Raw genomic sequence first — 20,105 nt, 5'->3', positions numbered from 1 at the left:
TCCTGGGACATCTTTAGATGAACTCATCTGTGACTACTGCGCTCAATAGTGTCTCTTTTTTATTTGAAATGACTATACCAATGCCCGATGCCCGATGCCCAATTGCTAATTCCCTATCTTTAGATAGATGCCAAATAGTTGCAGATAGTTAAACTTTTAATAAAAACAGAATTTGGTCAGTCTTCAGGAAGACTCAATAAAGGGATTTTCCCTAACAGCAATTTTTCGCAAACTATAACCAAAGATAGTTTGTGAATGAGCTAGCTTGGGATTAATATTTAAACATAAGCCAAAGACCTTTTTGAAAAGATAACTCAGGAATAAATCATGACTAATCGCCAACCAATACCCCCCAAAAAAGAAGTTAGCAAATCAACACCTGCCGACGAACAAATCGAAGCCAATATGGAAGCCCCCCACTACGACAGGGGCATTACTCCTGCTGAGACAGCAGCGCGGCAAGAACGGGAAGGTGCTAACTTCATGCACACAACCACCGAAGGGAAGCAGAAAAGTGCAAAAACTGATGACCAAACCGATAACGAAAGTATTCACACCACAGATGGTTATACAGTAGACAAAGAAGGTCTGGTTAACAATTACGCGGTCGAACCGGAAATGTACATCAACGAACCGGGCGATTTGAGAGCAAAAGAAGAAGCCGAAGCCGCAGAACGAGCTCGAATTCTCGCAGAAATCAAAGATAAAAAAGGCGAGGAAGGAAAACTGACAATGGATGCAGACACCCGCACCAAAGGGCCGGGCATTATCTAGATTGTGTGGTTAGTAGTTGCATTTGGGCGCGCGAGGTTGCAACGGCAAACCACAGGGGCGGGTTTTTATAGTTCCGGCATTTATCGATCGATATTTCCGGTAAAACCTGCCCCTATTTTGTTTTGCACATCTGTTTTTTGAGTTAAGATGTTACATCTTACATCTTGCACCAATATCAATAATCCTTTTTTGGGCGGGCAGGATGCCCATCCCACAAGAAAACTCATTTTTTGTGGAACAGGCATCTTGCCTGTTCTTCAGAATGGTGCAAAATGTGAGTTACATCGTACACCTCTCTATTACCGTATCGATCGGCAAGTTTTCACACCCAGCTCAAAAACGCCTTAAAATTCCTCAAGCTTTAACATTTTCCCTCAGCCAATTAAACTTAGCCTCAGCTAGGGCCAAATTTTCCAGGACGTTAGGATTGATATCCTCTCGTTCAAATTCTGGTTGATCTAATTCAATATTGCGACCGTATTCTATATGTCTGATCGTACCGCGCATCCTGTCTGCCAGACACAATGAAATTCCATAATAAAACCGGGAAGCAAAGCCCATATCGTTTTGAAGTTTGATTACTAACTGCCGCCTAGGAATTGCCAGCAAGTGAGTTTCTTCGATCGCCTTCACCGTTGCTAAAGGAGGGCGAGCATCAATGAAAGAGACTTCTCCCACCAGTTCTCCGCTGGCTATTTTAGCGAGTTCTCTAGTCCGCTCAGCCTCGATCAAAACGCTCAAACTCCCATTTAAAACAATGTAGAGCGCATCTATCTGCCTCCCTTCATGGATCAAAATCCCCCCCGGATCGAGCACTTCCTTTTTGCCTTTTTGGACGATCCAGTTGATATCGTCATTATTTAACTGGCTCAAAATAAAAAGTGCTTTTTTTCTGCTGCTGTCGGCCATAAGTTTTAGCTCTCGATCGCTTCTTCTTTATATAAAATTTAGATGGCGCGCGATCGCAACTTCTTCCGAAGCAGTCCTCGCTCAATACAGTTTTTTTATCTTGCCTAACTTCTTCGCAAAACCCATATCGGGCAGGCTTTGCCAATAGCAGATGAATCACGCTGAAACATAATCTCTCAATACTAGCATTTGTTAAAGAATCTTTTTTAACTCGATCGACCTCAAAAAACTCGTGTAAAATTCCCGTCTCAAAAGCAATGGGGTTCACCCGCCCAGCTTGGCTGCGGGATGGGGCGCGGCAGACAATGCTCCGCGCCCAGTCTTGCTCACTAAATCGATCGCAAATCAGGATAGCCGGCCAACATATCGTCAGCAGTCAGAGTGTCTCCGTTCGCTTGAGGAGTCCACAGCACCTCAACCGCCAGCAACTGCTCGCTCGATACTCCCCCAATCTGACGCAAAGCTTGGCGCAAATCTTCAGAGTTTTTCACTGCTGGCAATTGCAATTTACCTTGAGTACCCACAATCACCGTCACCACAATAAATTCCCCAGGATCTGAATTCAAATCAGAAGCAACCAGCGCCCCATTTTCCTGCAAACCTGGCAAGATATTGCTGCTCCCTGCTTGCCGGAGCTGATTGTTATAATTCGAGAGCGTTTCTTCAGTAAATTTACTGCGTTCTGCCAAAGAAAGTTGATTAAACTTAGCTTCGGCTGCTTCCAAGCGAGTTTGCACAGATTCAGCGCCCGCGTAAACCCAGTATTCAGGATGTCGCAGCAGCGCCAGAGTAGATTCTTGCAGCACTTGAGCTCGACCTGTGGCTGTATCCGTATCCGCTTTGCGCGCTAGGGAGTCGAGTTCGGCTTGCAAACCACGCGCCTCTGCTAGCAAACCAACTTGCAAGCGGGCGACAGATACGGTGGTAGTGGGGGCGCTGTTGCCCAGTTCGTCAGTTGATCCCCCGGCGCGGCGGAAGCTTTGGACGAGGAAATTAGCGATCGAAATAAAAATCAAAATCGAGAACAGGCCGCCAAACCCACCCCCAAAGCCAAAAAACGGCAGCAAGAACGGGAAACCAAAGCCACCTCCAAAGCCACCACCCGGATAGTAGCCCCCTCCCGACGGTGCGTAAGTGCGACTAGGAGACGAGTAACTGCGCGCCGGAGCTCTAAAAGATCCGCCCCCGATGCGTCCTCCGCTGCGGGCCGCCAGAGCTCCATCAGCGTTACCGAGGGCTAGCGTCAGTACCAGACCGATCGCAAATAGTGATTTCAAAAGCGGTTTGATCTTTGAAATTAGTTGCTTGTACATAAGACCGTTACTATTCGATACATTTATAATTTACAGTCTATCCTCGCTTCTGGGCAGCCTGGTTATAGGTATGAAGCCAGCGAGATATCCGTACCAACCCATCCAACCACAGTTAGGCCTGAGTCTGCAAACGAGAAAAGCTAGAAAGGACTGGCATTCCTGACTACAAACAATCGACATCGCGGGTTTTACAGAACTTTACTTAAGTACAGGGCGATCGGCCAACAATAAGCTCTAGACTTTTAAAGAAACGCCGCGAGTCCTCAAAAACAGGGCTTTATCTACCGTAAAAAAAACATTATGTTTCCAACTCACCGCCCCCGCCGCCTCCGCAACCATCCCCAACTCCGCCGGATGGTACGCGAAAATATCTTGACAACCAGCGATTTAATTTACCCCCTATTTGCCGTACCGGGGGAAGCTTTTGCTAAAGAAGTCACATCGATGCCGGGAGTTTACCAGCTATCGGTAGACAAAATAGTAGAAGAAGCAAAAGAAGTCTACGACCTCGGCATTCCCGCTATTATTTTATTCGGCATTCCCGCAGACAAAGATACAGACGCGACAGGTGCTTGGCACGACTGCGGCATCGTCCAAAAAGCGACGGAAGCAGTTAAAAAAGCCGTACCAGATTTAATCGTCATGGTCGATACTTGTCTGTGCGAATATACCAGTCACGGTCACTGCGGCTATTTGGAAGTCGGAGATTTAAGCGGCCGCGTCTTGAACGATCCCACACTAGAATTGCTGAAGAAAACCGCAGTTGCTCAAGCTAAAGCCGGTGCAGATATTATCGCACCTTCGGGAATGATGGACGGTTTTGTCGGAGCAATTCGCGAAGGATTGGACAGTGCTGGATTTGAAGATATTCCCATCATGTCTTACGCGGCAAAATACGCCTCAGCTTATTATGGCCCATTCCGGGATGCAGCAGAGTCTGCTCCGCAATTTGGCGATCGACGCACCTATCAAATGGACCCCGGAAACGGCCGCGAAGCTCTTAAAGAAATTGCTCTCGACATTGCCGAAGGTGCAGATATGCTCATGGTTAAACCCGCTTTAGCTTACATGGACATCATCTGGCGCGTGAAGGAAGCAACTAATCTGCCAGTTGCTGCTTACAACGTTTCTGGGGAATATGCGATGGTGAAAGCCGCCGCCCTCAACGGTTGGATAGATGAAGAAAGAGTAGTGATGGAAACTTTGACAGGATTCAAGCGTGCTGGTACTGATTTGATTTTGACTTATCACGCCAAAGATGCCGCCCGCTGGCTGCAAAACTGATTCACTTGATTAGAGATTACAGATTAGAGATTTGACTCCACCGCACAATCTTCGGGTGTTTTCGTGGAGTCAATACCTCTATCGATAGGTGATTTTTGAGCAATTAGGCAACACACTAGCTATAGCTTACCCTTACCGATAAACGACGCCTCGAAACCGGGTTTTTACCGTTTCGGTGGGCTGTAACTGAGATATTGCACCATTCTCAGGAACAGGCTTTCCGGCCTGTTCCACAAAGAGTGAATTTTCTTGTGGAACAGGCCGGAAAGCCTGTTCATAAAAAGCTTATTGAGAATGGTGCAACATTTCAGTTATAACGAAGTATTGCTATGAAAAAACCCGGTTTCTCTGTAGACAAACTCCAAACCCCTAAAAAATCAGTCATTCCCATCTAAAATCTCAAATGGTATGAGTTATAAGTTGGGAATTTTGACTCAAAGGCTTTTTTGCAAAATTTACCCCAAAAAGTATTAATAATCACCGAAATTAGTTAAAAAATATGTATGAATAAAAATAGTTGTGTAAATGGGAATTCAACCATTGATCGTTCCCAAACAAAATCAACTTTCACTCCTGTAAAACAGTAAAAGTAACACAGTTTAGATACAACTTGAAGGCAGATTGAGCATGACATCAACGACTAGGGATTCCAGTCACATTCAATTTTGTATAGGTCGCGATCGCGCAGACATCGTACAGATCCAAGAACTATTTAAAGCCGCCGCCTTTTGGGCGAGGGAACGCAAGATAGAAGATTGGGAAATTGCGATTGCCAACAGCGAACCAGTTGTTACAGTTTGGGACGGCTCACGGGCGATCGGCTTTGCCAGAGCCACCTCAGATGGCATCTATCGAGCCACCATCTGGGATGTCGCCATTCACCCGGATTACCAAGGTGCAGGACTCGGCCGTAAATTAGTGCAAACCGTCTTGAGTCACCCTCGGATGTGCCGAGTAGAGCGAGTTTACCTGATGACAACTTACAAACAAAGCTTCTACGAGCGCATCGGTTTTCAGCAAAACGCTAGCACCACCATGGTACTGGAAAATCAGCTTCTAGAAGAGAATCTCGAATTAGAAATTAGCAACGGCGAATTGCTAACTGCTAATTGTTAAATAATCACAAGATTGGCACCAAAATCTATAATTATGTAGGGTGCGTCAGGGCGCACCTTACTCCCTATAAATAATTTCCTTGTTTCATCTTCCCTTTTCCGTCTTCCCGCCCTCCGTTAAATCAGTTAAATCCTTTGCCCTCTTCCCCACCTGCGTTACATCCCGTAGATTGCTCGTGGGCGAACTTCCTTCATCACAAAGTTGCCAAAGGAATAGAACATTGAGTCCGGTTAAAATTGCACTCTTCGGACTCAGAAGGCACAGCCAGAACCTCCAACTTTCCGCTCATCAAACTTAAAAGAGTCTGATTCATCAATAACCTCATTCCAGAAGACACCTGAGAATTATCGCTGCTCTTAGTAGCATCACACTCCAAATCGTGCTTCAGCAAATCCCAAGACTCGCTCCAAGCACTCACTGAACGCTGATCGTCCACCCAAATGTGAACGTATCCAGATTCCGGCGAAGCATGGGCAGACACAGAAATACTCCCCTCCTCCATCTGAGCCACAGCAGTATCTACCAAATTGACTAAAACTTGCCTAAACCTCGGCAAATCTGCCAAGACATAAATCTCCGGATCAGGCGGCAATATCTCCAAGCGAATGCCGCGATTAGCAGCTTGCAAGTAAGTTAAATCATCAACCTCGTCAAAAACCTTAGCTAACTGAATCGGCTCAATATCCATCCTGTCAGTGCCGTGTTCAGTTTTAGCAACAGAGATAATTTCATCTATTAATTTCACCAGCTTGAGTGCCGCGACGTGAGCTTGCTCGACAAACTCTCGTTCCTCAGCAGGATCGTCGCACAAATCCGAGAGAATTAATTGCAGCGTACCAATCATAGTGCTCAGGGGCGATCGCAACTCGTGAGAAGTCCGAGCCAAAAAACCCGCCTTAAATTGGCTCATCTCCGATGCCATCTGATAAGCCAATTGAGTTTGCTTAAGTTGCTCGGAAAGGGCATCAAACTTCTCTAAGTGAATTTCTTGAGGAGGTGGGGCTACTTTGGGCGCCGGTTCGGGCTGTTGCGAGCTTTTTTGCCGCAGGCGCCAAATCAAACTGCTTCCCAAACCCAGCCCCAGTCCCATACCTAAATATATAAAGTTGCTCCAGCCGATCGGCGCCATATTGCTTTGCCTTGGAGTTTAGCTTTTAGCATTCTAACTCGATCGCGCCTTGTCGCAATATTTCCCACTCGCTGCCCGTCCATTTAGCCACAGTCGAAGGCAAACTCGAAGCTGTTGTCGCTGTTGCTAATTCCGAAGGAACTAATGTCAAGACTTCAGGAAACTGAGCCTCAATTTCTGCCACCGATTCCAGAGGCGGCTGGCCGGATAAATTAGCACTGGTAGTAGCCAAAGGGCCTGTCTGCTCTAGAATCTTTAGGGCAAGGGGAAAGTCAGGCACTCGTACTCCGATTGTAGCCCGATCGATCGAATTCATAGCCGCCGGGACTTTTGCCGAAGCCGGCAGCACCAAAGTTAACGCCCCCGGCCAATAGGATTCGGCCACTTGCTGCCACAAGTTTAACTCTGCTGGACTCCCCTGCACGTAAGGCCACAAAGCCTGAGCCGATGCTGCCATCAAAATCAGCGGTTTGTCTTGACTGCGGCGTTTAGCTGCAAAAATCAACTCCGAGCGATCGGGACGCGCAGCCAAAGCGGGTACAGTATCTGTAGGAAAACTGACGATATGATTGCCAGAAATTGCCCCTTGAATCAAGGAGTCGATCGAAACTTGTGTCATGCCATTTTAGATTTTAGATTTTAGATTTTAGATTTTAGAATTGCGGCATATTCTTGAAACCTAAAGACGGTACGCTAAGGCAAACCGATCGACTCCTGCTAAATCAGAAAATATTTGAACTTTGCCATAACTCCCATGACTTTCCAGCATATCAGCTACCGCCTCAGCCTGTCCCGCCATCATCTCAACCAGCCAAACTCCCCCCGATTCTAAATAATCGGGAGCCGTTTCTACCAAATGCCGGATGCACTCTAACCCGTCAAAACCGCCGTCTAATGCCAGATGAGGTTCGTGCTTCAAAACTTCCGGTTGCAGAGTCAGTACCGTGCTGCTGGGAATGTAAGGGGGGTTAGAAACCATGCCGCTGACTTGACCTTTGAGAAATTCTAGCGGTTCCCACCACAAACCTTGATAAAAATTAATTCGCGATGCAAAACCCAAATTCTCAGCATTCAGTCGAGCCACTGCCAAAGCTTCCGAACTGCAATCTACCGCATAAACCCTAGCATTTGTCAACGCAGAAGCCAAGCCGATCGCGATCGCCCCGCTGCCCGTCCCCAAATCCACCCAATGCGATTTGGGATTAACTGAATAGCTTTTCACAGCTTCTACAGCCAAATCGATCAGCAATTCCGTTTCAGGACGCGGAATTAGCACCGCCGGCGTTACTTTGAGCGAAAAATGCCGCCAATGTGCAACTCCCGTTAAATACTGCACCGGCACCCGTTCCTGCAAGCGCCGCTGCCACAATTGAGCAAGTTTTGATAAAGACAACTTTAATTCTATTTTTGGCAAATCTTTAAACGACTCCAAACGCAGAGCCAACCTATCCAAACCAGCCAGCTCTTGCAGGAGCCAGTCGATTTCTGCTAGGGGAATGTCAGAGGATCTCGCCTCTGTTTTAGCTTGATTCGCCCATTCCCAAAGCTCTAAACCCGAAACAAACATAATACTTTTTTGGAAGGGGTAATTGTTAATTGCTAACGGGTAATTAGTAATTAGTAAATAGTAGGTTGAGTCGAGAAACCCAACCTACTATTTCATGAGTAATAACTGATGACTGATGACTAATGACTGCTGACTAACTATTAGCGAGCCGGCCGAGCTGGAGCCGGAGCTGGAGCCGGCCGAGCTGGAGCCGGAGCAACCTGTGGATTTTGGCCCGCACCGGCAGGTTGGAGCGATCGCACAAATTCCAGCGACTCCCGCGACGGAATCAAAATCATTTGGGTCAAAAACGGGTCGTTCTCAGTACGCAAAGCTTCCAAAACGCTCTCCAAGTTCACCACCTCAATCTTAATTGTGGCAGTCACGTTCGGCTGCTGCTGCTTAAAACGATCGACCATACCCTGTAAATCCTCCTTGTTAAAAAACAAGGGAATCACCTCTTGCTGACCCCGCTGAATCGTCAAATAACCATTTTCTGCGCCGCCTCTTGCCAAAAACAGAGGTACACCGTTGAACTCATTAACTTGTTGACCAGTCTGCTGAAGTACAGTTTTAGCCGACTGCACCTGCTGCGGAGCCGGAACGAAAGCAAATTGCACTTCCTCCGGCTTGCCTTTATTTGCTTGAGTGATCTGATAAATTTCCCCCAGCGACACCGGCATCACGCGCACCGTGGCCGCCAACTGAGGATTTCTGGTTTTGAGTTGATCGACAAAAGCTTGAGCATCTTTCTGGCTGATGAAAATTCCCGCCACGGAAGCATTACCAGTTTGACCCTGACCCTGCTTGGGAACAGAAGCGATCAGGGGCGCACCCTGAGCGTCTGTAATTGTAAATACCGGCACCGAGCGCAATTTTTCCAAAATTTGCGGCTCCGGCAGTGCCAGTGCAGACATCTTGCCAATTGGGGAGGGGCCCAGCAGAGTGCTGCCGACAATTCCCAATATTGCGCCCAAACGAACTAATGATTTCATGTTTTTTCCATCAGGAGCGATCCTGAAACACATTAACGCAAAGACTGGCGACTTAACACGATCGGCAAAAACTGCCTCAATTTGTTTTCATTTTGACGAAATGTAAACATCAGAGACAGTTCTGCTTCAATCTATTATTTAACATTGTGCGATCGGGATGACAGGATTTGAACCTGCGACATCCTGCTCCCAAAGCAGGCGCGCTACCAAGCTGCGCTACATCCCGGTGTTATAGTTAGCTAACCTCTAACCATTAACACACAAAACCGCTTGCTTGTCAAGCTTTATTAAATATTTAGCTCTAGATGCAGCTAAGGCGAAGTTTTTTTTCAGGTTGTGCGGTTTGACCCCACCCAAAAACCGATTCCAGCCCCTGACTCCTATCGTTTTCGGCTCAAATCGACTGACAATACTTGCACAGCTTCATAAGGGCCCTGATACCGAGATACATCCACGCCTCACTGACCGCAGCGCACAGGTGCAGTTGGTGTTGGCAGCGTCAATATTGTATTGTAGATCCTCAACAAATCAACGCCGACCAGCACCTCGCTCGCTAATCAGGATACCAAAACATACCTTTAATCCCCTCTGGATCGGACATAAAGCCCAAATTGCGGTAAAAGTCCACCACTTGAGGGTCAGCAAATAAGGTAATGTTGCTGATATCTTCACTGCGGAGTTTTTTAATGATGTATTTCATCAGCGCCTTGCCCATACCTTTGCCTTGGTAGTCGGGATGAACTACCACATCCCAAAGCGTGGCATTAAAAGCATGGTCTGAAGTCGCTCTGGCGAAACCCACCAGCCGTCGCTGGCTGCCCCGCATCTCCCACATAGAGACGACTAGGAAGCTGTGCTGAATAGCTTTTTTGACTTTACGCAGGGGACGGCGGGACCAACCCACTGCATTACAAAGTTCTTCGAGTTCGTAGAGGTCAATGTCCCGATCGCAACTGAAAAAGATGCGAGCGTTGCCGCTGGCGGGTTTGCGAAACGTTGGGGAAAGCGGATCGCCTAACCCAACAGCCACATCTTCCTCAAAATCCGCTGTTTGGGGTACAGAGGCAGACTCAGAACTACTAAATAAGTTTTTCCAAAAACCCATGCAGGCGCGGTTAAGGTAGTAGAAGTTGGACGACGAGAAAGAGAACCCGAAAGATAAATCCACTCCGATCGGCGTAGGATCAATTGCCGGTAGCCTCTTGAGGAACAGTTTACGGTACACTCATCTTACGCCGAAAACAGGGATTTGTCGTCCAACATTGAGTCTGCGCTTTTTTGATTCTGTCAAGTTTGGTAGAACTGTTCTGCTAGCCAGTGCCCGGACAACCCGCTTTTAAGGTAAAATTTGTTGCCGAACCAGGACAGAGGCATTTTGGGAAATGCTTCTTTTGAGTGCCGCCGATCGCGCCGGAACTTATACCCTTGGTGGGAAATACCACTGGAATGGCGCAACGGTGACATTCTCGTGATAAGTTCTCAGACAGATTTGACTTTTGCTTTTAGTGAGGAGACGGGCACAATTTAAGTCGAATCGTCGAATCGAAAATCCCATTGCCATAAGGCATGGAAGAGTCAATACCTAGTATATTTCCCGCACCTTCTCCTCAATTATGGCTTCGGGTTTAAAACCATCTACACTAGAACTTCTCAAGCGCTTTAACCGAGCGTTTCCGCAGTTTTATGAGCAATTTGTCAGCAGCGAAATCCAGTTGCAAAACCTCAAATTAGCTTACCAGCTTTACAAAACTCGGCAAGCAGTCATCGAAATCCGAGCCGAAGGTAACAAAAGTGCCCTGCATTTTGCTTACCGGAACCAATCTTTTCTACTGAGCGATATTTTTGGAGTGCTCGCGGCCTACGGGCTGACGATTCACAGTCTGAGTCTGTACGGTCAAATTTACCCGCCCATGCTGGTATTTATCAAATTGGTAGTATCTCGCGGTGGCAAGGTACTGGCAGATAAAACAGCAGAAAACGTCTGTAGAGCCGTTCGAGAGGCATTGGCGGGGCATTTTGAGGTTGAAGAGATGTTGGCGGTGGAATTTAATTTAGACGCGGGTTTAGAAGATGTGGCAACTGAATTCTACGTCGATCCGGTTTTCCACTTGCCAGCTTTGCTGATTGAAGCCGATAATCAACCTGGACTTTTTTACAAAGTTATGTATGCCATCTGGCAAGAGGATTTGTTGGTAGTAAATGCTAATTTGCTGGTTTGGCGGGGGCGAACTCGCCTAATTCTCTACTTGTTGGGGCCCAATGAAAGTTTAATTCCCGAATATCTGGGGCAGAAAATCGCTGAGGGGGTGCGACAAAGATTGCTGGGCGAGCGATTTTAGGGCAAGCTGCCGATGCTCCCTAAATAACTAGATTTCTATAAGTAAACATTAGTTTGCAGAATTTTTCCAGTGAGATAGGATAAAAAGCTCGGCAAAATTGTTCCTACAAACGAGTCTAGATAGCGGTTATTATAAACACGGGAGATGCCGAAACGATGTTGTCAAGCTTTTTAAGTTTGATGGGGTACTTGACCTACAAAATAACCGCCATAATAGAAAAGACGTGCCAGACACATAGGGGAGTTTAACCAGCAATATAGCCATCCTTCCAGGAGTCGTATTTTTTTGACCCAACCCCAACCCTCCCCGAACCCGCTCGGAGTCCGTAAGAATTTCACAAATGATGCAAAGATTGCTATAGTCCTGAGTATTTTTAGTTCGTACAATAAGCTCGCGTAACTATACGCAAAAGTCGCAATTGTCCGCAAAGATTAACTCCACAAAATTACGTATTACCTCGAGAAAAACAAGGTATAAGTAAGGCTAGCTATAGAAATGATAGATGAAAGCATTGTTGAATAATCACGATTTTGGTTGGTGGTTTAATAGTTGAATGTGGAAGATCAGACTTTGATCTTTGACTCGAATACCAAAATATTTTTTATCTAAATTGACACTGATATCCCGATCGTTTACGACTTTCAAATCGGCTAAATTTGGGGAATTTTTTGCCGTAAAATGCCGTTAAATACTCGCGCTGATGTATGTCCCATTTGCGATCGGACAGCAGACAGAAATTTGAATGCTGCAAAAAATATAGAAAGCTGGTTTGAAGTAATATTGATTCCAGGCCGATCGCATAAAAGGGCAAGTTAGGCCAAGATTGCCCGTGCAATGGACAAAAATCTTGTAACGTCCGTTTAAGACCCCGCGTTGCAGCAGGAGGTAAGCACTAAATCGATAAAGTTGAGTCTTTTTGGCTTACTTATAGCGCTTCTTGGGTAGATGAGATAAACAATTCAACTGAAACAGCTTGAGAACACAGGGTTTCGGCGTACTCCCTCTTTCTGAGAAAGGCTATACATAGGTTTACATCGGTCTTATGGAGCGGGTAGGATAAAAGTATGGCAACAATCGACATCCTAGGGGTTCGGCACGCTTACGATTTGACGGCTCCGACTGCAACTTCCCCGGTTCTGGTATTTGTCCACGGCTGGCTGTTAAGCCGCCACTACTGGCAACCTTTGACCGATCGCTTGGCATCAAACTATCAGTGCCTTACCTACGATTTGCGGGGGTTTGGCGATTCTCAATCGGACGCAGGTGACGATCGCCCATGTTCCGAACCGCTAAATTCCTGCTACACTCCCGCAGCTTACGCTGGCGATTTGGAACTTTTACTCGAAAAACTCGATATATCTTCTGCTTGGCTGGTGGGACACTCTCTGGGCGGTACGATCGCTCTATGGGGAGCCAGCAAATTGTCCGATCGCGTTAAAGGCGTGGTCTGCATCAATGCAGGGGGCGGCATCTATCTTAAGGAAGAATTCGAGCGGTTTCGAGCGGTCGGCAAGCAGCTAGTGACAATGCGTCCCGGCTGGCTGCCTCGCTTGCCCTTAGCAGATTACCTGTTTGCCCGCGATTCTGTAGCCCGCTCGATCGGCCGATCCTGGGGACGGCAGCGCTTAATAGATTTCGTGGGAGCTCATCCAGAGGCAGCTTTGGGGGCTTTGTTGGACTCCACCACAGAAGCGGAGATTCACCTCTTGCCGCAAATAGTATCCCGACTCAAGCAGCCTGTTTATTTTATTGCTGGTACTAAAGACAAAATTATGGAACCAAAATACGTGCTGCATTTGGCTAGCTTTCACTGGATGTTCCAAGGTTGTGGTGAGAATGTCCTTCAGCTTCCCGATTGTGGCCATTTGGCAATGGTGGAACAGCCGGATGCAGTGGCTAGTTACCTGCAAAATATTCTTAAAGAACACACTTAAAGGGCATTTGCTAAAGCAAAGCCGAGGAAGGGGGCATTGAGCAGATCTTCGGTTCGGGGAAGCGAAGCTTCCCAAATAGAAAGTTACAAGTTAAAAGTTAAAACATTTTTCCCTGTTCATTCCCTCAATATCGATCCGTAAAATCACGTACACAATCCGTAAAATCCCGTACACAATCTGTTGCTGAACCCACCGAAGCCTAAATCTGTTATCTTAAATAGATAAGTCTGCCCGATCGCCCTCTTGGGACAGACGTTTCGATTAAATAGTGGCTTTCAACTCTAAAATCTAATTCTGCTTAAATATCTGTGCGCGTTAACCTCACCGATCGGCAACAACACATCCTTTGGGCAACGGTTCGCCACTACATAGCAACAGCGGAACCCGTTGGCTCAAAAGCTTTGGCTGACGAATTCAACCTCAGCGTCAGCCCAGCTACAATTCGCAATGCGATGGGGACTCTTGAAAAAGCTGGACTGCTTTATCAGCCCCACACTTCGGCAGGACGAGTCCCCTCTGACTCCGGCTACCGAATTTATGTAGACCAGTTGATTCAGCCGTCTGATACCCTCGCCCGCAAGGTGGAACAGGTACTAGACCAACTCAATTGGTCGGATGGTCGCATGGACGCGGCACTCCGCGGCGCTGCTCAAATCCTGGCAACTATCAGCGGTTACATAGCCATGATCACCATACCGCAAACCAATATGGCTTGCTTGCGCCACTTGCAACTGGTGCAGCTAGAGCCGGGAAAGGTGATGCTGATCGTGGTGACGGATGCCTACGAAACTCAGTCGGTTTTGGTGCAGTTGCCCTTGGACGCAGAAGGTAACACGCCTGATGCCGAAATCGTCGATCGCCAGTTGCAGATTTTGTCGAATTTTTTGAACAGCAAGTTGCGGGGACGATCGCTCTCGGAACTCTCGGCTGTAGACTGGAGCGAGTTAGACCGGGACTTTGAGCTGTACGCGGAGTCGATGGGAACCATGCTGACTGCTTTGAGCAGCCGCCAAAGCAATCCAACCTACACGCGGATTCTGATCGGCGGTTTAGCAGAAGCGCTGCGCTTGCCAGAGTTTTCGCAGTTGCAGCAAGTTCAAACCCTGGTGCAATTGCTCGAACAAGAGCAGGAACTGCTTTGGCCTTTGATTTTTGAATCGCCGGAGTTGGAGACGCCAGGGAAGCGGGTAACGGTGCGTATTGGTTCGGAAAATTCCTTAGAACCAATTCGTGGCTGTACTCTGATTTCTTCGACTTACCGCCGGGGATCGGTGCCGGTGGGTAGTGTTGGGGTTTTGGGGCCGACGCGGATGGTTTACGAAAATGCGATCGCGGTGGTGGAAGCTGCAGCCGATTATTTGTCAGAAGCTATTGGCGGAAATCGAGTTAGTTTTCCTGATGGCGATCGAGGGCGATCGGATCATCCTTTGTTAGATGCACCCTAATTTGATAGCCCCAAGCTTAACTGGCTTGGGGTTTTATTGTCTCTGGATGTACTTGCAACCTTTAAAAACCGGGTTTTGTGACAAAAAAACTAGGCTTTTATACTCTTTTTGGGGCAAGAAACTAAAGCTTGGCGGTTGACAAGAGAGTTTTGTAAACAACCCGGTTTCTGTGTCCATGAGCGGCTCGGAAAGTGGCAGGAGTTGCGGGCGATCGACTTTCCAGCGATCGAGAGAAAGATATGGCGATGGTGAGCGATCGGGCATTCACAGAAAGTGGTCGCGGAGCGTTAGTCGAACGGCGGGTTTGGCAGCCCAACTGACGAGTTTTGTTGCAAACCGGCTGGGCTGCTAAAACTGCTCTAGGGATAGCGGCTATGACCAATGAATAGATGAGGCGCTATCCCCAAGAGCGTCGATTCCCAAGCCAGCCGATTGTCAAAATATTAAGACATTTTAGAGAGTTCGTCAAAAACAACTAAAAAAGATTAGTGTGGATAGGAAAGCAATATTTCTTTTGGGAATAGCCCGGGTTAGACAATTGCAAATAACTTGCAGTGTATTTGGCTTGATTGCCACTCATAAAAAATTTAACCGCTGAGTTAAGATCGAAACGAAATTTAGGGAATTTTCTTTTAGCATTCAATGAAATCGACTGATAAAACTAAGAATACCTTTGCGATAACAACGCCTCTGTATTATGTAAACGATTTACCTCACGTTGGCAGCGCTTATACGACTATGGCTGCAGATGCCGTAGCCCGATTTGAGCGGCTGCGGGGCAAATCTGTTTTGCTGGTTACGGGGACGGACGAACACGGGCAGAAAATTCAGCGGACAGCCGAGAGTTTGGGACGATCGCCCCAAGCTCACTGCGATTCAGTAGTTCCGGCGTTTGAGGCGCTGTGGGAGCAACTCGACATCCAGTACGATCGTTTCATCCGCACAACTTCGCGGCGTCACGAGTACATTGTCAAAGAATTTTTCCAGCGCGTCTGGAACTCCGGCGACATCTACTTGAACCAGCAACAAGGCTGGTACTGCGTCTCCTGTGAAGAATTTAAGGATGAACGGGAATTGTTACCGGGAAATCGGTGTTCTGTCCACACCAGCAAGGAAGTTGAGTGGCGCGACGAGGAAAATTACTTTTTTCGCCTGTCGCGCTATCAAGACCAACTGCTGGCATTGTACGCAGAACGTCCCGACTTCATCGCGCCGGAAAGCCGCCGCAACGAAGTGCTCAGTTTCGTCAACTCTGGACTGCAAGACTTTTCGATTTCTAGAGTGAATCTCGCATGGGGTCTGCCAATGCCAGTTGACCCCAGTCACAGCATCTACGTGTGGTTTGACGCTTTGCTGGGATACGTCACAGCCTTGCTAGATCCGGACAGCGACCCGATTTTGGAGAATGCTTTATCTAAATGGTGGCCGATTGACTTGCACTTGATCGGTAAAGATATTCTTCGCTTCCACGCAGTTTACTGGCCGGCAATGCTGATGTCAGCGAATCTACTGGTGCCGGGTCGCGTTTTCGCACACGGGTTTTTGACCAAAGACGGCAAAAAAATGGGGAAAACGGAGGGTAATACTTTAAACCCTGTCGAATTGGTCAACAAATACGGCGCTGATGCAGTACGTTACTATTTCCTTAAAGAAATTGAGTTCGGAGAGGACGGCGATTTTAACGAAACTCGGTTTATCAATATATTGAATGCTGAGCTAGCAAATGATTTGGGAAATTTGCTTAATCGTACCCTAAACATGGCTCGCAAATATTGCGGTGCCTGCGTACCAAATGTGTTGGGAGAAAACATTGAGGGCGACAACCTTCTCAAGGCTATGAGCCTGGATTTGGGCGATCAAGTAGCGGGTTTTTACGAAGACTTGGCTTTTAGCAAGGCTTGCGAAGCAGTGCTTGCATTAGTTCGAGCCGGGAACAAGTTTATTGACGTGCAAGCACCTTGGAGTTTGTACAAGCAGGGACAGATCGAAAGTGTTGAACAAGTGCTATATTCTGTTCTGGAATCTGTTAGACTAGCATCTTACCTTTTATCGCCGATTATTCCCAATATCAGCAACGCTATCTATCAGCAGCTAGGTTTTTCAATTGACTTTAACGATCGGGTTACAGTTAACAGTTTAGCGAATTTTGCAGCTCATGCTGCCTGGGGCGCTTTGCCGGCAAACCAAACTCTGGGGGAACCCCAACCAGTGTTTAAGCGACTCGAACTGCTGGAAACAGTAACTTGAGAGTTGGCAGCCAGCGCTCTGGGTGTTATGACAGACTACGAATTAGCAGTTATTTCCTTACCAATCTTTCATAAAAATCGAGGCATAACAATCATGTTGAATAGAATAGAAAGCAACGACCTTTTTACGCCGGAACAGGTTCTAGAAAATCGTGGTAGAGTGGCAATTTTTATTGACGGTTCTAACCTTTTTTACGCGGCTTTGCAGTTAGGAATTGAGATTGATTACACTAAGCTGCTGTGCCGTTTAACGGCGGGTTCGCGGCTGCTGCGCTCTTTTTTCTACACGGGTGTCGATCGCACTAACGAGAAACAGCAGGGGTTTTTGCTGTGGATGCGCCGCAACGGCTACCGGGTGATTTCTAAGGATTTGGTACAGTTGCCAGATGGTTCTAAGAAGGCGAATTTGGATGTAGAAATCGCTGTGGATATGATGGCTTTAGTGGGGTCTTACGACACGGCGGTTTTGGTGAGCGGTGACGGCGATTTGGCTTATGCTGTAGACGCTGTGAGCTATCGCGGTGTCCGGGTGGAGGTGGTGAGTTTGCGATCGATGACGAGCGACAGTTTGATTAATGTAGCCGATCGCTATATCGACCTGGAAATGATTAAGGACGACATCCAAAAAACATCGCGCCCTAATTATGCTTACCGCCCTTTGTCGGGTCTGAGCTTGATGGAGGAACACGACGACAGATAGGGATGTGCTAATAGGTAATGGGTAAGGGGTAATGGGTGATGGTTAATGGGTTGAATCATTGAGAATTAAAAGTTAAAAATTTAGACCAAACATCACACATTTTTAATTTTTGATTAATAGTTTTTCAAGAGCAAATTATCAATTACCAATTCCCCATTCCCAATTACCGATTACCAATTCCCAATTGCCAATGATTAATCTCAAATCCCAAATTCCCAATCTCAACTCCCCAAAATTGAGGCTGCTATTTTTAGCAGCACTGATTTTGGGGATTGGTGCTTGTGCGGTTCCGCAAGAGACTCAAAAGAACAAATTAGCTGAGGATCTCCAAACTGCTCAACAGTCAAACAGCACTTTAACGTTAAACAAAGTAACTCTAGAACAAGCAAACGACAAGGGCGAGACGTTCTGGAAAGTAAACTCGGAAAATGCCGTTTACAGCAAAGACAAAAAAATAGTTAACGTTCAGAAACCTGTAGGCAAATTGTTTCAGGACGGCAAAGAAATTTACGATATTCAGGGAGAAACTGGCCAGGTATTTCAGGAAGGAAATCAGGTTTTTCTCAAAGGTAACATAGTCGCTAAAGACCTGAAAAATGGAGTGGTATTGCGCGGAAATGAGTTGGAATGGCGACCAAAGGAGGATGTTTTAGTTGTCCGCAACAATTTGACGGGAGAGAACAAACAGGTGACGGCTTCAGCGAAGGAAGCGCGGGTTTTCAGCAGGGCTAAGAGGATGGAGTTATTCGGTTCTGTGGTGGCGAATGTTAAAGATCCGATTTTGCAATTGCGAACCGAGCACTTAGTGTGGTTTGTGGATCAACAAAAGGTAAACAGCACCAAACCGACTCAAATTGACAGATACAAAGATAAAATAGTAACAGACAGCGGTTTTGCCGACCAAGTAGATGTAAACTTAAAAACCAAGATTGCGACGCTGACAAAAAACGCTCAGTTGATGCCGTCAGATCCGCCGCTGCAAATAGAAAGCAGTTTGATGAGTTGGAATTTTCCGGCGCAATCTGTGGTGTCGCCCGGGCCTGTGAAGGTTTTTCACCGCGTGGAAAAGGTGACGATGACTGGGGATACGGGGCGGGGAGATTTAGAGAAAAAAGTTTTTTATTTGACGGGCAATGTGGTAGGAATTGGGGAAAAACGTCAAGCTCAATTAAATACCGATCGCGTAACGTGGTATTTAACTAATCAGACTTTTGATGCAGAAGGAAATGTGGTATACCGGCAGTTAAATCCGGTGTTTAATTTGACGGGACCGAGGGCCGCAGGAGAGCTGAAAAATCAAACTGTGATTGTCAAAGGCGACGGTGGTGGCGGCCAAGTGGTTACGGAATTTGTACCGGATGAGTATAAGGGAACTTTAGGACAGTAGATGGGATTGCAACCGCTGATGCCGGCAGATGAGCGCTGATGAACGCAGATATAATTAAGATTAGATTGAGTAAGGAGGGGTTGGGATGACCACAACTTTAGAAAAGTTAGAACGGCTCGATGAACCTATCTTAATTGACGATCTGAGTTGGAGAGAGTTTAAAGTGGTTGAACAGTTGCTCTCACGCCCAGGAGTGAGATTATCGTTTTTAGATGGGGTACTGGAGATTAGACGTATGCCTGGAGAAAAACATGAATCGATTAAAGAACGAATTGGTTCTCTACTAGATCTTTATCTGCTTCAAATGGGAATTGATTATCAGCCTACTGGTTCGATGACGCTGGAAAGTCCATCGGGGTTGGTGAAGCGAGAAGCTGATAAATCCTATAAATTGGGAGCTAACCGAGAATTTCCTGATTTGGCGGTGGAAGTGGTCGTGACTAGCGGCGGTATTAACAAGTTGGAAGCTTACAAACGCCTGCAAATTCCTGAAGCTTGGTTTTGGGAAAATGGCGCACTTCGTATGTATTCGTTGGGTGCTGATGGATATGCAGAGGTCGATCGCTCTCAAGTTCTGCCCGACTTAGATATTGTATTATTGGCGCGGTGTATCAATATTGAAAATCACCTTCAGGCAATGCGGGAATTCAGGCAAGCTATTCAATAGAATTTAATTGTGAAATTAATTTTGTAATAATAACTTCTGCCTTTTCTTAAAGCTTTTAGTTACTAAGGACTAAAGTTCCTTACTACAACACATCCCAACGGGCAGCATACACTGCAATAGCGCAGCGAAGTCGATCGTCCGAGACAGTAGTAAGTAAAAATACTTGGCGGGGTGACAACGCCTGTGAAACCTTGATGGTAAAGGCATTAAAGCCCCTGAACCTCAAAAAAGATAGGGGATTATTGCTGGCGGGGTGACAACTCCGCCGCAACCGAGATAGAGTGAGGTGTTGACCAACTTGTGGTAAAAAAAGATAGGTCA

Annotated in this window: 21 protein-coding genes and 1 tRNA gene; 12 read left to right on the top strand and 10 right to left on the bottom strand. The window is 46.8% G+C overall.

The genetic code is table 11. From position 1 onward, the window contains the following. Positions 1-327 precede the first annotated feature (327 nt). The gene (locus tag QUA83_RS26870) at positions 328-774 is read left to right on the top strand and encodes a hypothetical protein (RefSeq protein WP_333296976.1); all 447 of its coding nucleotides are present in this window, start codon (positions 328-330) and stop codon (positions 772-774) included. Positions 775-1,128: 354 nt separating this feature from the next. Here the strand turns inward: QUA83_RS26870 and QUA83_RS26865 are convergent, their stop codons facing one another. From QUA83_RS26865 to QUA83_RS26855, 3 genes are all read right to left on the bottom strand, one after another. Next, positions 1,129-1,683 carry a cyclic nucleotide-binding domain-containing protein gene (locus QUA83_RS26865; RefSeq protein ID WP_333150985.1) on the bottom strand — a complete coding sequence of 185 codons (555 nt, stop codon included), beginning with the start codon at positions 1,681-1,683 and terminating at the stop codon, positions 1,129-1,131. Next, positions 1,631-1,951, bottom strand: a complete 321-nt coding sequence (locus QUA83_RS26860) for a hypothetical protein (RefSeq protein WP_333296975.1) — start codon at positions 1,949-1,951, stop codon at positions 1,631-1,633. Before QUA83_RS26860 ends, QUA83_RS26865 begins: the two co-directional genes overlap by 53 nt. Before the next feature lie 61 nt (positions 1,952-2,012). Continuing rightward, on the bottom strand, positions 2,013-2,996 hold the full coding sequence (locus QUA83_RS26855; RefSeq protein WP_333296974.1) for a DUF1517 domain-containing protein: 984 nt from the start codon (positions 2,994-2,996) through the stop codon (positions 2,013-2,015). 300 nt (positions 2,997-3,296) lie between these two features. Here QUA83_RS26855 and hemB point away from each other — a divergent pair, with 300 nt between their 5' ends. Both hemB and QUA83_RS26845 read left to right on the top strand, forming a co-directional pair. Beyond that, positions 3,297-4,280: a porphobilinogen synthase gene (gene hemB, locus QUA83_RS26850; RefSeq protein ID WP_333296973.1), complete on the top strand. Its 984-nt coding sequence runs from the start codon at positions 3,297-3,299 to the stop codon at positions 4,278-4,280. 627 nt (positions 4,281-4,907) lie between these two features. Then, positions 4,908-5,396 carry a GNAT family N-acetyltransferase gene (locus QUA83_RS26845; protein ID WP_333053288.1) on the top strand — a complete coding sequence of 163 codons (489 nt, stop codon included), beginning with the start codon at positions 4,908-4,910 and terminating at the stop codon, positions 5,394-5,396. A 193-nt stretch (positions 5,397-5,589) separates the two neighbouring features. Here the strand turns inward: QUA83_RS26845 and QUA83_RS26840 are convergent, their stop codons facing one another. The 6 genes from QUA83_RS26840 to QUA83_RS26815 form a co-directional block, all read right to left on the bottom strand. Further along, positions 5,590-6,525 carry a sensor histidine kinase gene (locus QUA83_RS26840; protein ID WP_333296971.1) on the bottom strand — a complete coding sequence of 312 codons (936 nt, stop codon included), beginning with the start codon at positions 6,523-6,525 and terminating at the stop codon, positions 5,590-5,592. A gap of 25 nt (positions 6,526-6,550) precedes the next feature. Beyond that, the gene (locus QUA83_RS26835) at positions 6,551-7,144 is read right to left on the bottom strand and encodes an L-threonylcarbamoyladenylate synthase (protein ID WP_333296969.1); all 594 of its coding nucleotides are present in this window, start codon (positions 7,142-7,144) and stop codon (positions 6,551-6,553) included. A 60-nt stretch (positions 7,145-7,204) separates the two neighbouring features. Further along, the gene (gene prmC, locus QUA83_RS26830; RefSeq protein WP_333296968.1) at positions 7,205-8,092 is read right to left on the bottom strand and encodes a peptide chain release factor N(5)-glutamine methyltransferase; all 888 of its coding nucleotides are present in this window, start codon (positions 8,090-8,092) and stop codon (positions 7,205-7,207) included. 140 nt (positions 8,093-8,232) lie between these two features. Continuing rightward, positions 8,233-9,066 (bottom strand): Tic22 family protein, encoded by an 834-nt coding sequence (locus QUA83_RS26825; RefSeq protein WP_333296967.1) that lies wholly within the window; start codon positions 9,064-9,066, stop codon positions 8,233-8,235. 152 nt (positions 9,067-9,218) lie between these two features. Next, positions 9,219-9,292: transfer RNA gene (locus QUA83_RS26820), tRNA-Pro, on the bottom strand. A 327-nt stretch (positions 9,293-9,619) separates the two neighbouring features. Beyond that, positions 9,620-10,171, bottom strand: a complete 552-nt coding sequence (locus QUA83_RS26815; RefSeq protein ID WP_172187348.1) for a GNAT family N-acetyltransferase — start codon at positions 10,169-10,171, stop codon at positions 9,620-9,622. 246 nt (positions 10,172-10,417) lie between these two features. Between QUA83_RS26815 and QUA83_RS26810 the strand changes: the two genes are divergently transcribed. The 9 genes from QUA83_RS26810 (at position 10,418) to QUA83_RS26770 (ending at position 19,784) form a co-directional block, all read left to right on the top strand. Beyond that, positions 10,418-10,594, top strand: a complete 177-nt coding sequence (locus tag QUA83_RS26810) for a hypothetical protein (protein ID WP_190274376.1) — start codon at positions 10,418-10,420, stop codon at positions 10,592-10,594. Between the two features lie 85 nt (positions 10,595-10,679). Next, positions 10,680-11,405: a hypothetical protein gene (locus QUA83_RS26805; protein WP_006631881.1), complete on the top strand. Its 726-nt coding sequence runs from the start codon at positions 10,680-10,682 to the stop codon at positions 11,403-11,405. Between the two features lie 1,064 nt (positions 11,406-12,469). Continuing rightward, entirely contained in the window at positions 12,470-13,339 is an 870-nt protein-coding gene (locus QUA83_RS26800; protein WP_333296966.1) for an alpha/beta hydrolase, read from the top strand. A 302-nt stretch (positions 13,340-13,641) separates the two neighbouring features. Further along, positions 13,642-14,784, top strand: coding sequence for a heat-inducible transcriptional repressor HrcA (gene hrcA / locus QUA83_RS26795; protein ID WP_445301818.1), 1,143 nt, complete (start codon positions 13,642-13,644; stop codon positions 14,782-14,784). A 191-nt stretch (positions 14,785-14,975) separates the two neighbouring features. Next, a complete protein-coding gene (locus QUA83_RS26790; RefSeq protein ID WP_333296964.1) occupies positions 14,976-15,104 on the top strand; it encodes a hypothetical protein in 129 nt (42 codons plus the stop codon). 322 nt (positions 15,105-15,426) lie between these two features. Further along, positions 15,427-17,031 (top strand): methionine--tRNA ligase, encoded by a 1,605-nt coding sequence (gene metG, locus QUA83_RS26785; protein ID WP_333296962.1) that lies wholly within the window; start codon positions 15,427-15,429, stop codon positions 17,029-17,031. A gap of 93 nt (positions 17,032-17,124) precedes the next feature. Next, positions 17,125-17,730: a LabA-like NYN domain-containing protein gene (locus tag QUA83_RS26780; RefSeq protein ID WP_006631885.1), complete on the top strand. Its 606-nt coding sequence runs from the start codon at positions 17,125-17,127 to the stop codon at positions 17,728-17,730. Between the two features lie 190 nt (positions 17,731-17,920). Continuing rightward, positions 17,921-19,117: an LPS export ABC transporter periplasmic protein LptC gene (gene lptC, locus QUA83_RS26775; protein ID WP_333296961.1), complete on the top strand. Its 1,197-nt coding sequence runs from the start codon at positions 17,921-17,923 to the stop codon at positions 19,115-19,117. Between the two features lie 85 nt (positions 19,118-19,202). Further along, entirely contained in the window at positions 19,203-19,784 is a 582-nt protein-coding gene (locus QUA83_RS26770) for a Uma2 family endonuclease (protein ID WP_333296960.1), read from the top strand. Between the two features lie 82 nt (positions 19,785-19,866). Here the strand turns inward: QUA83_RS26770 and QUA83_RS26765 are convergent. Beyond that, on the bottom strand, positions 19,867-20,105 hold a 239-nt coding region (locus QUA83_RS26765), incomplete at its 5' end, for a hypothetical protein (protein WP_333296959.1).

Origin of the sequence: Microcoleus sp. K1-B1, from assembly GCF_036704705.1 — a bacterium.
In the GTDB taxonomy this organism is placed as follows: Bacteria; Cyanobacteriota; Cyanobacteriia; order Cyanobacteriales; family Microcoleaceae; genus Microcoleus.
The sequence above is the reverse complement of the archived record's forward strand: the minus strand, read 5'-3'. Positions and strand labels throughout refer to the sequence as shown.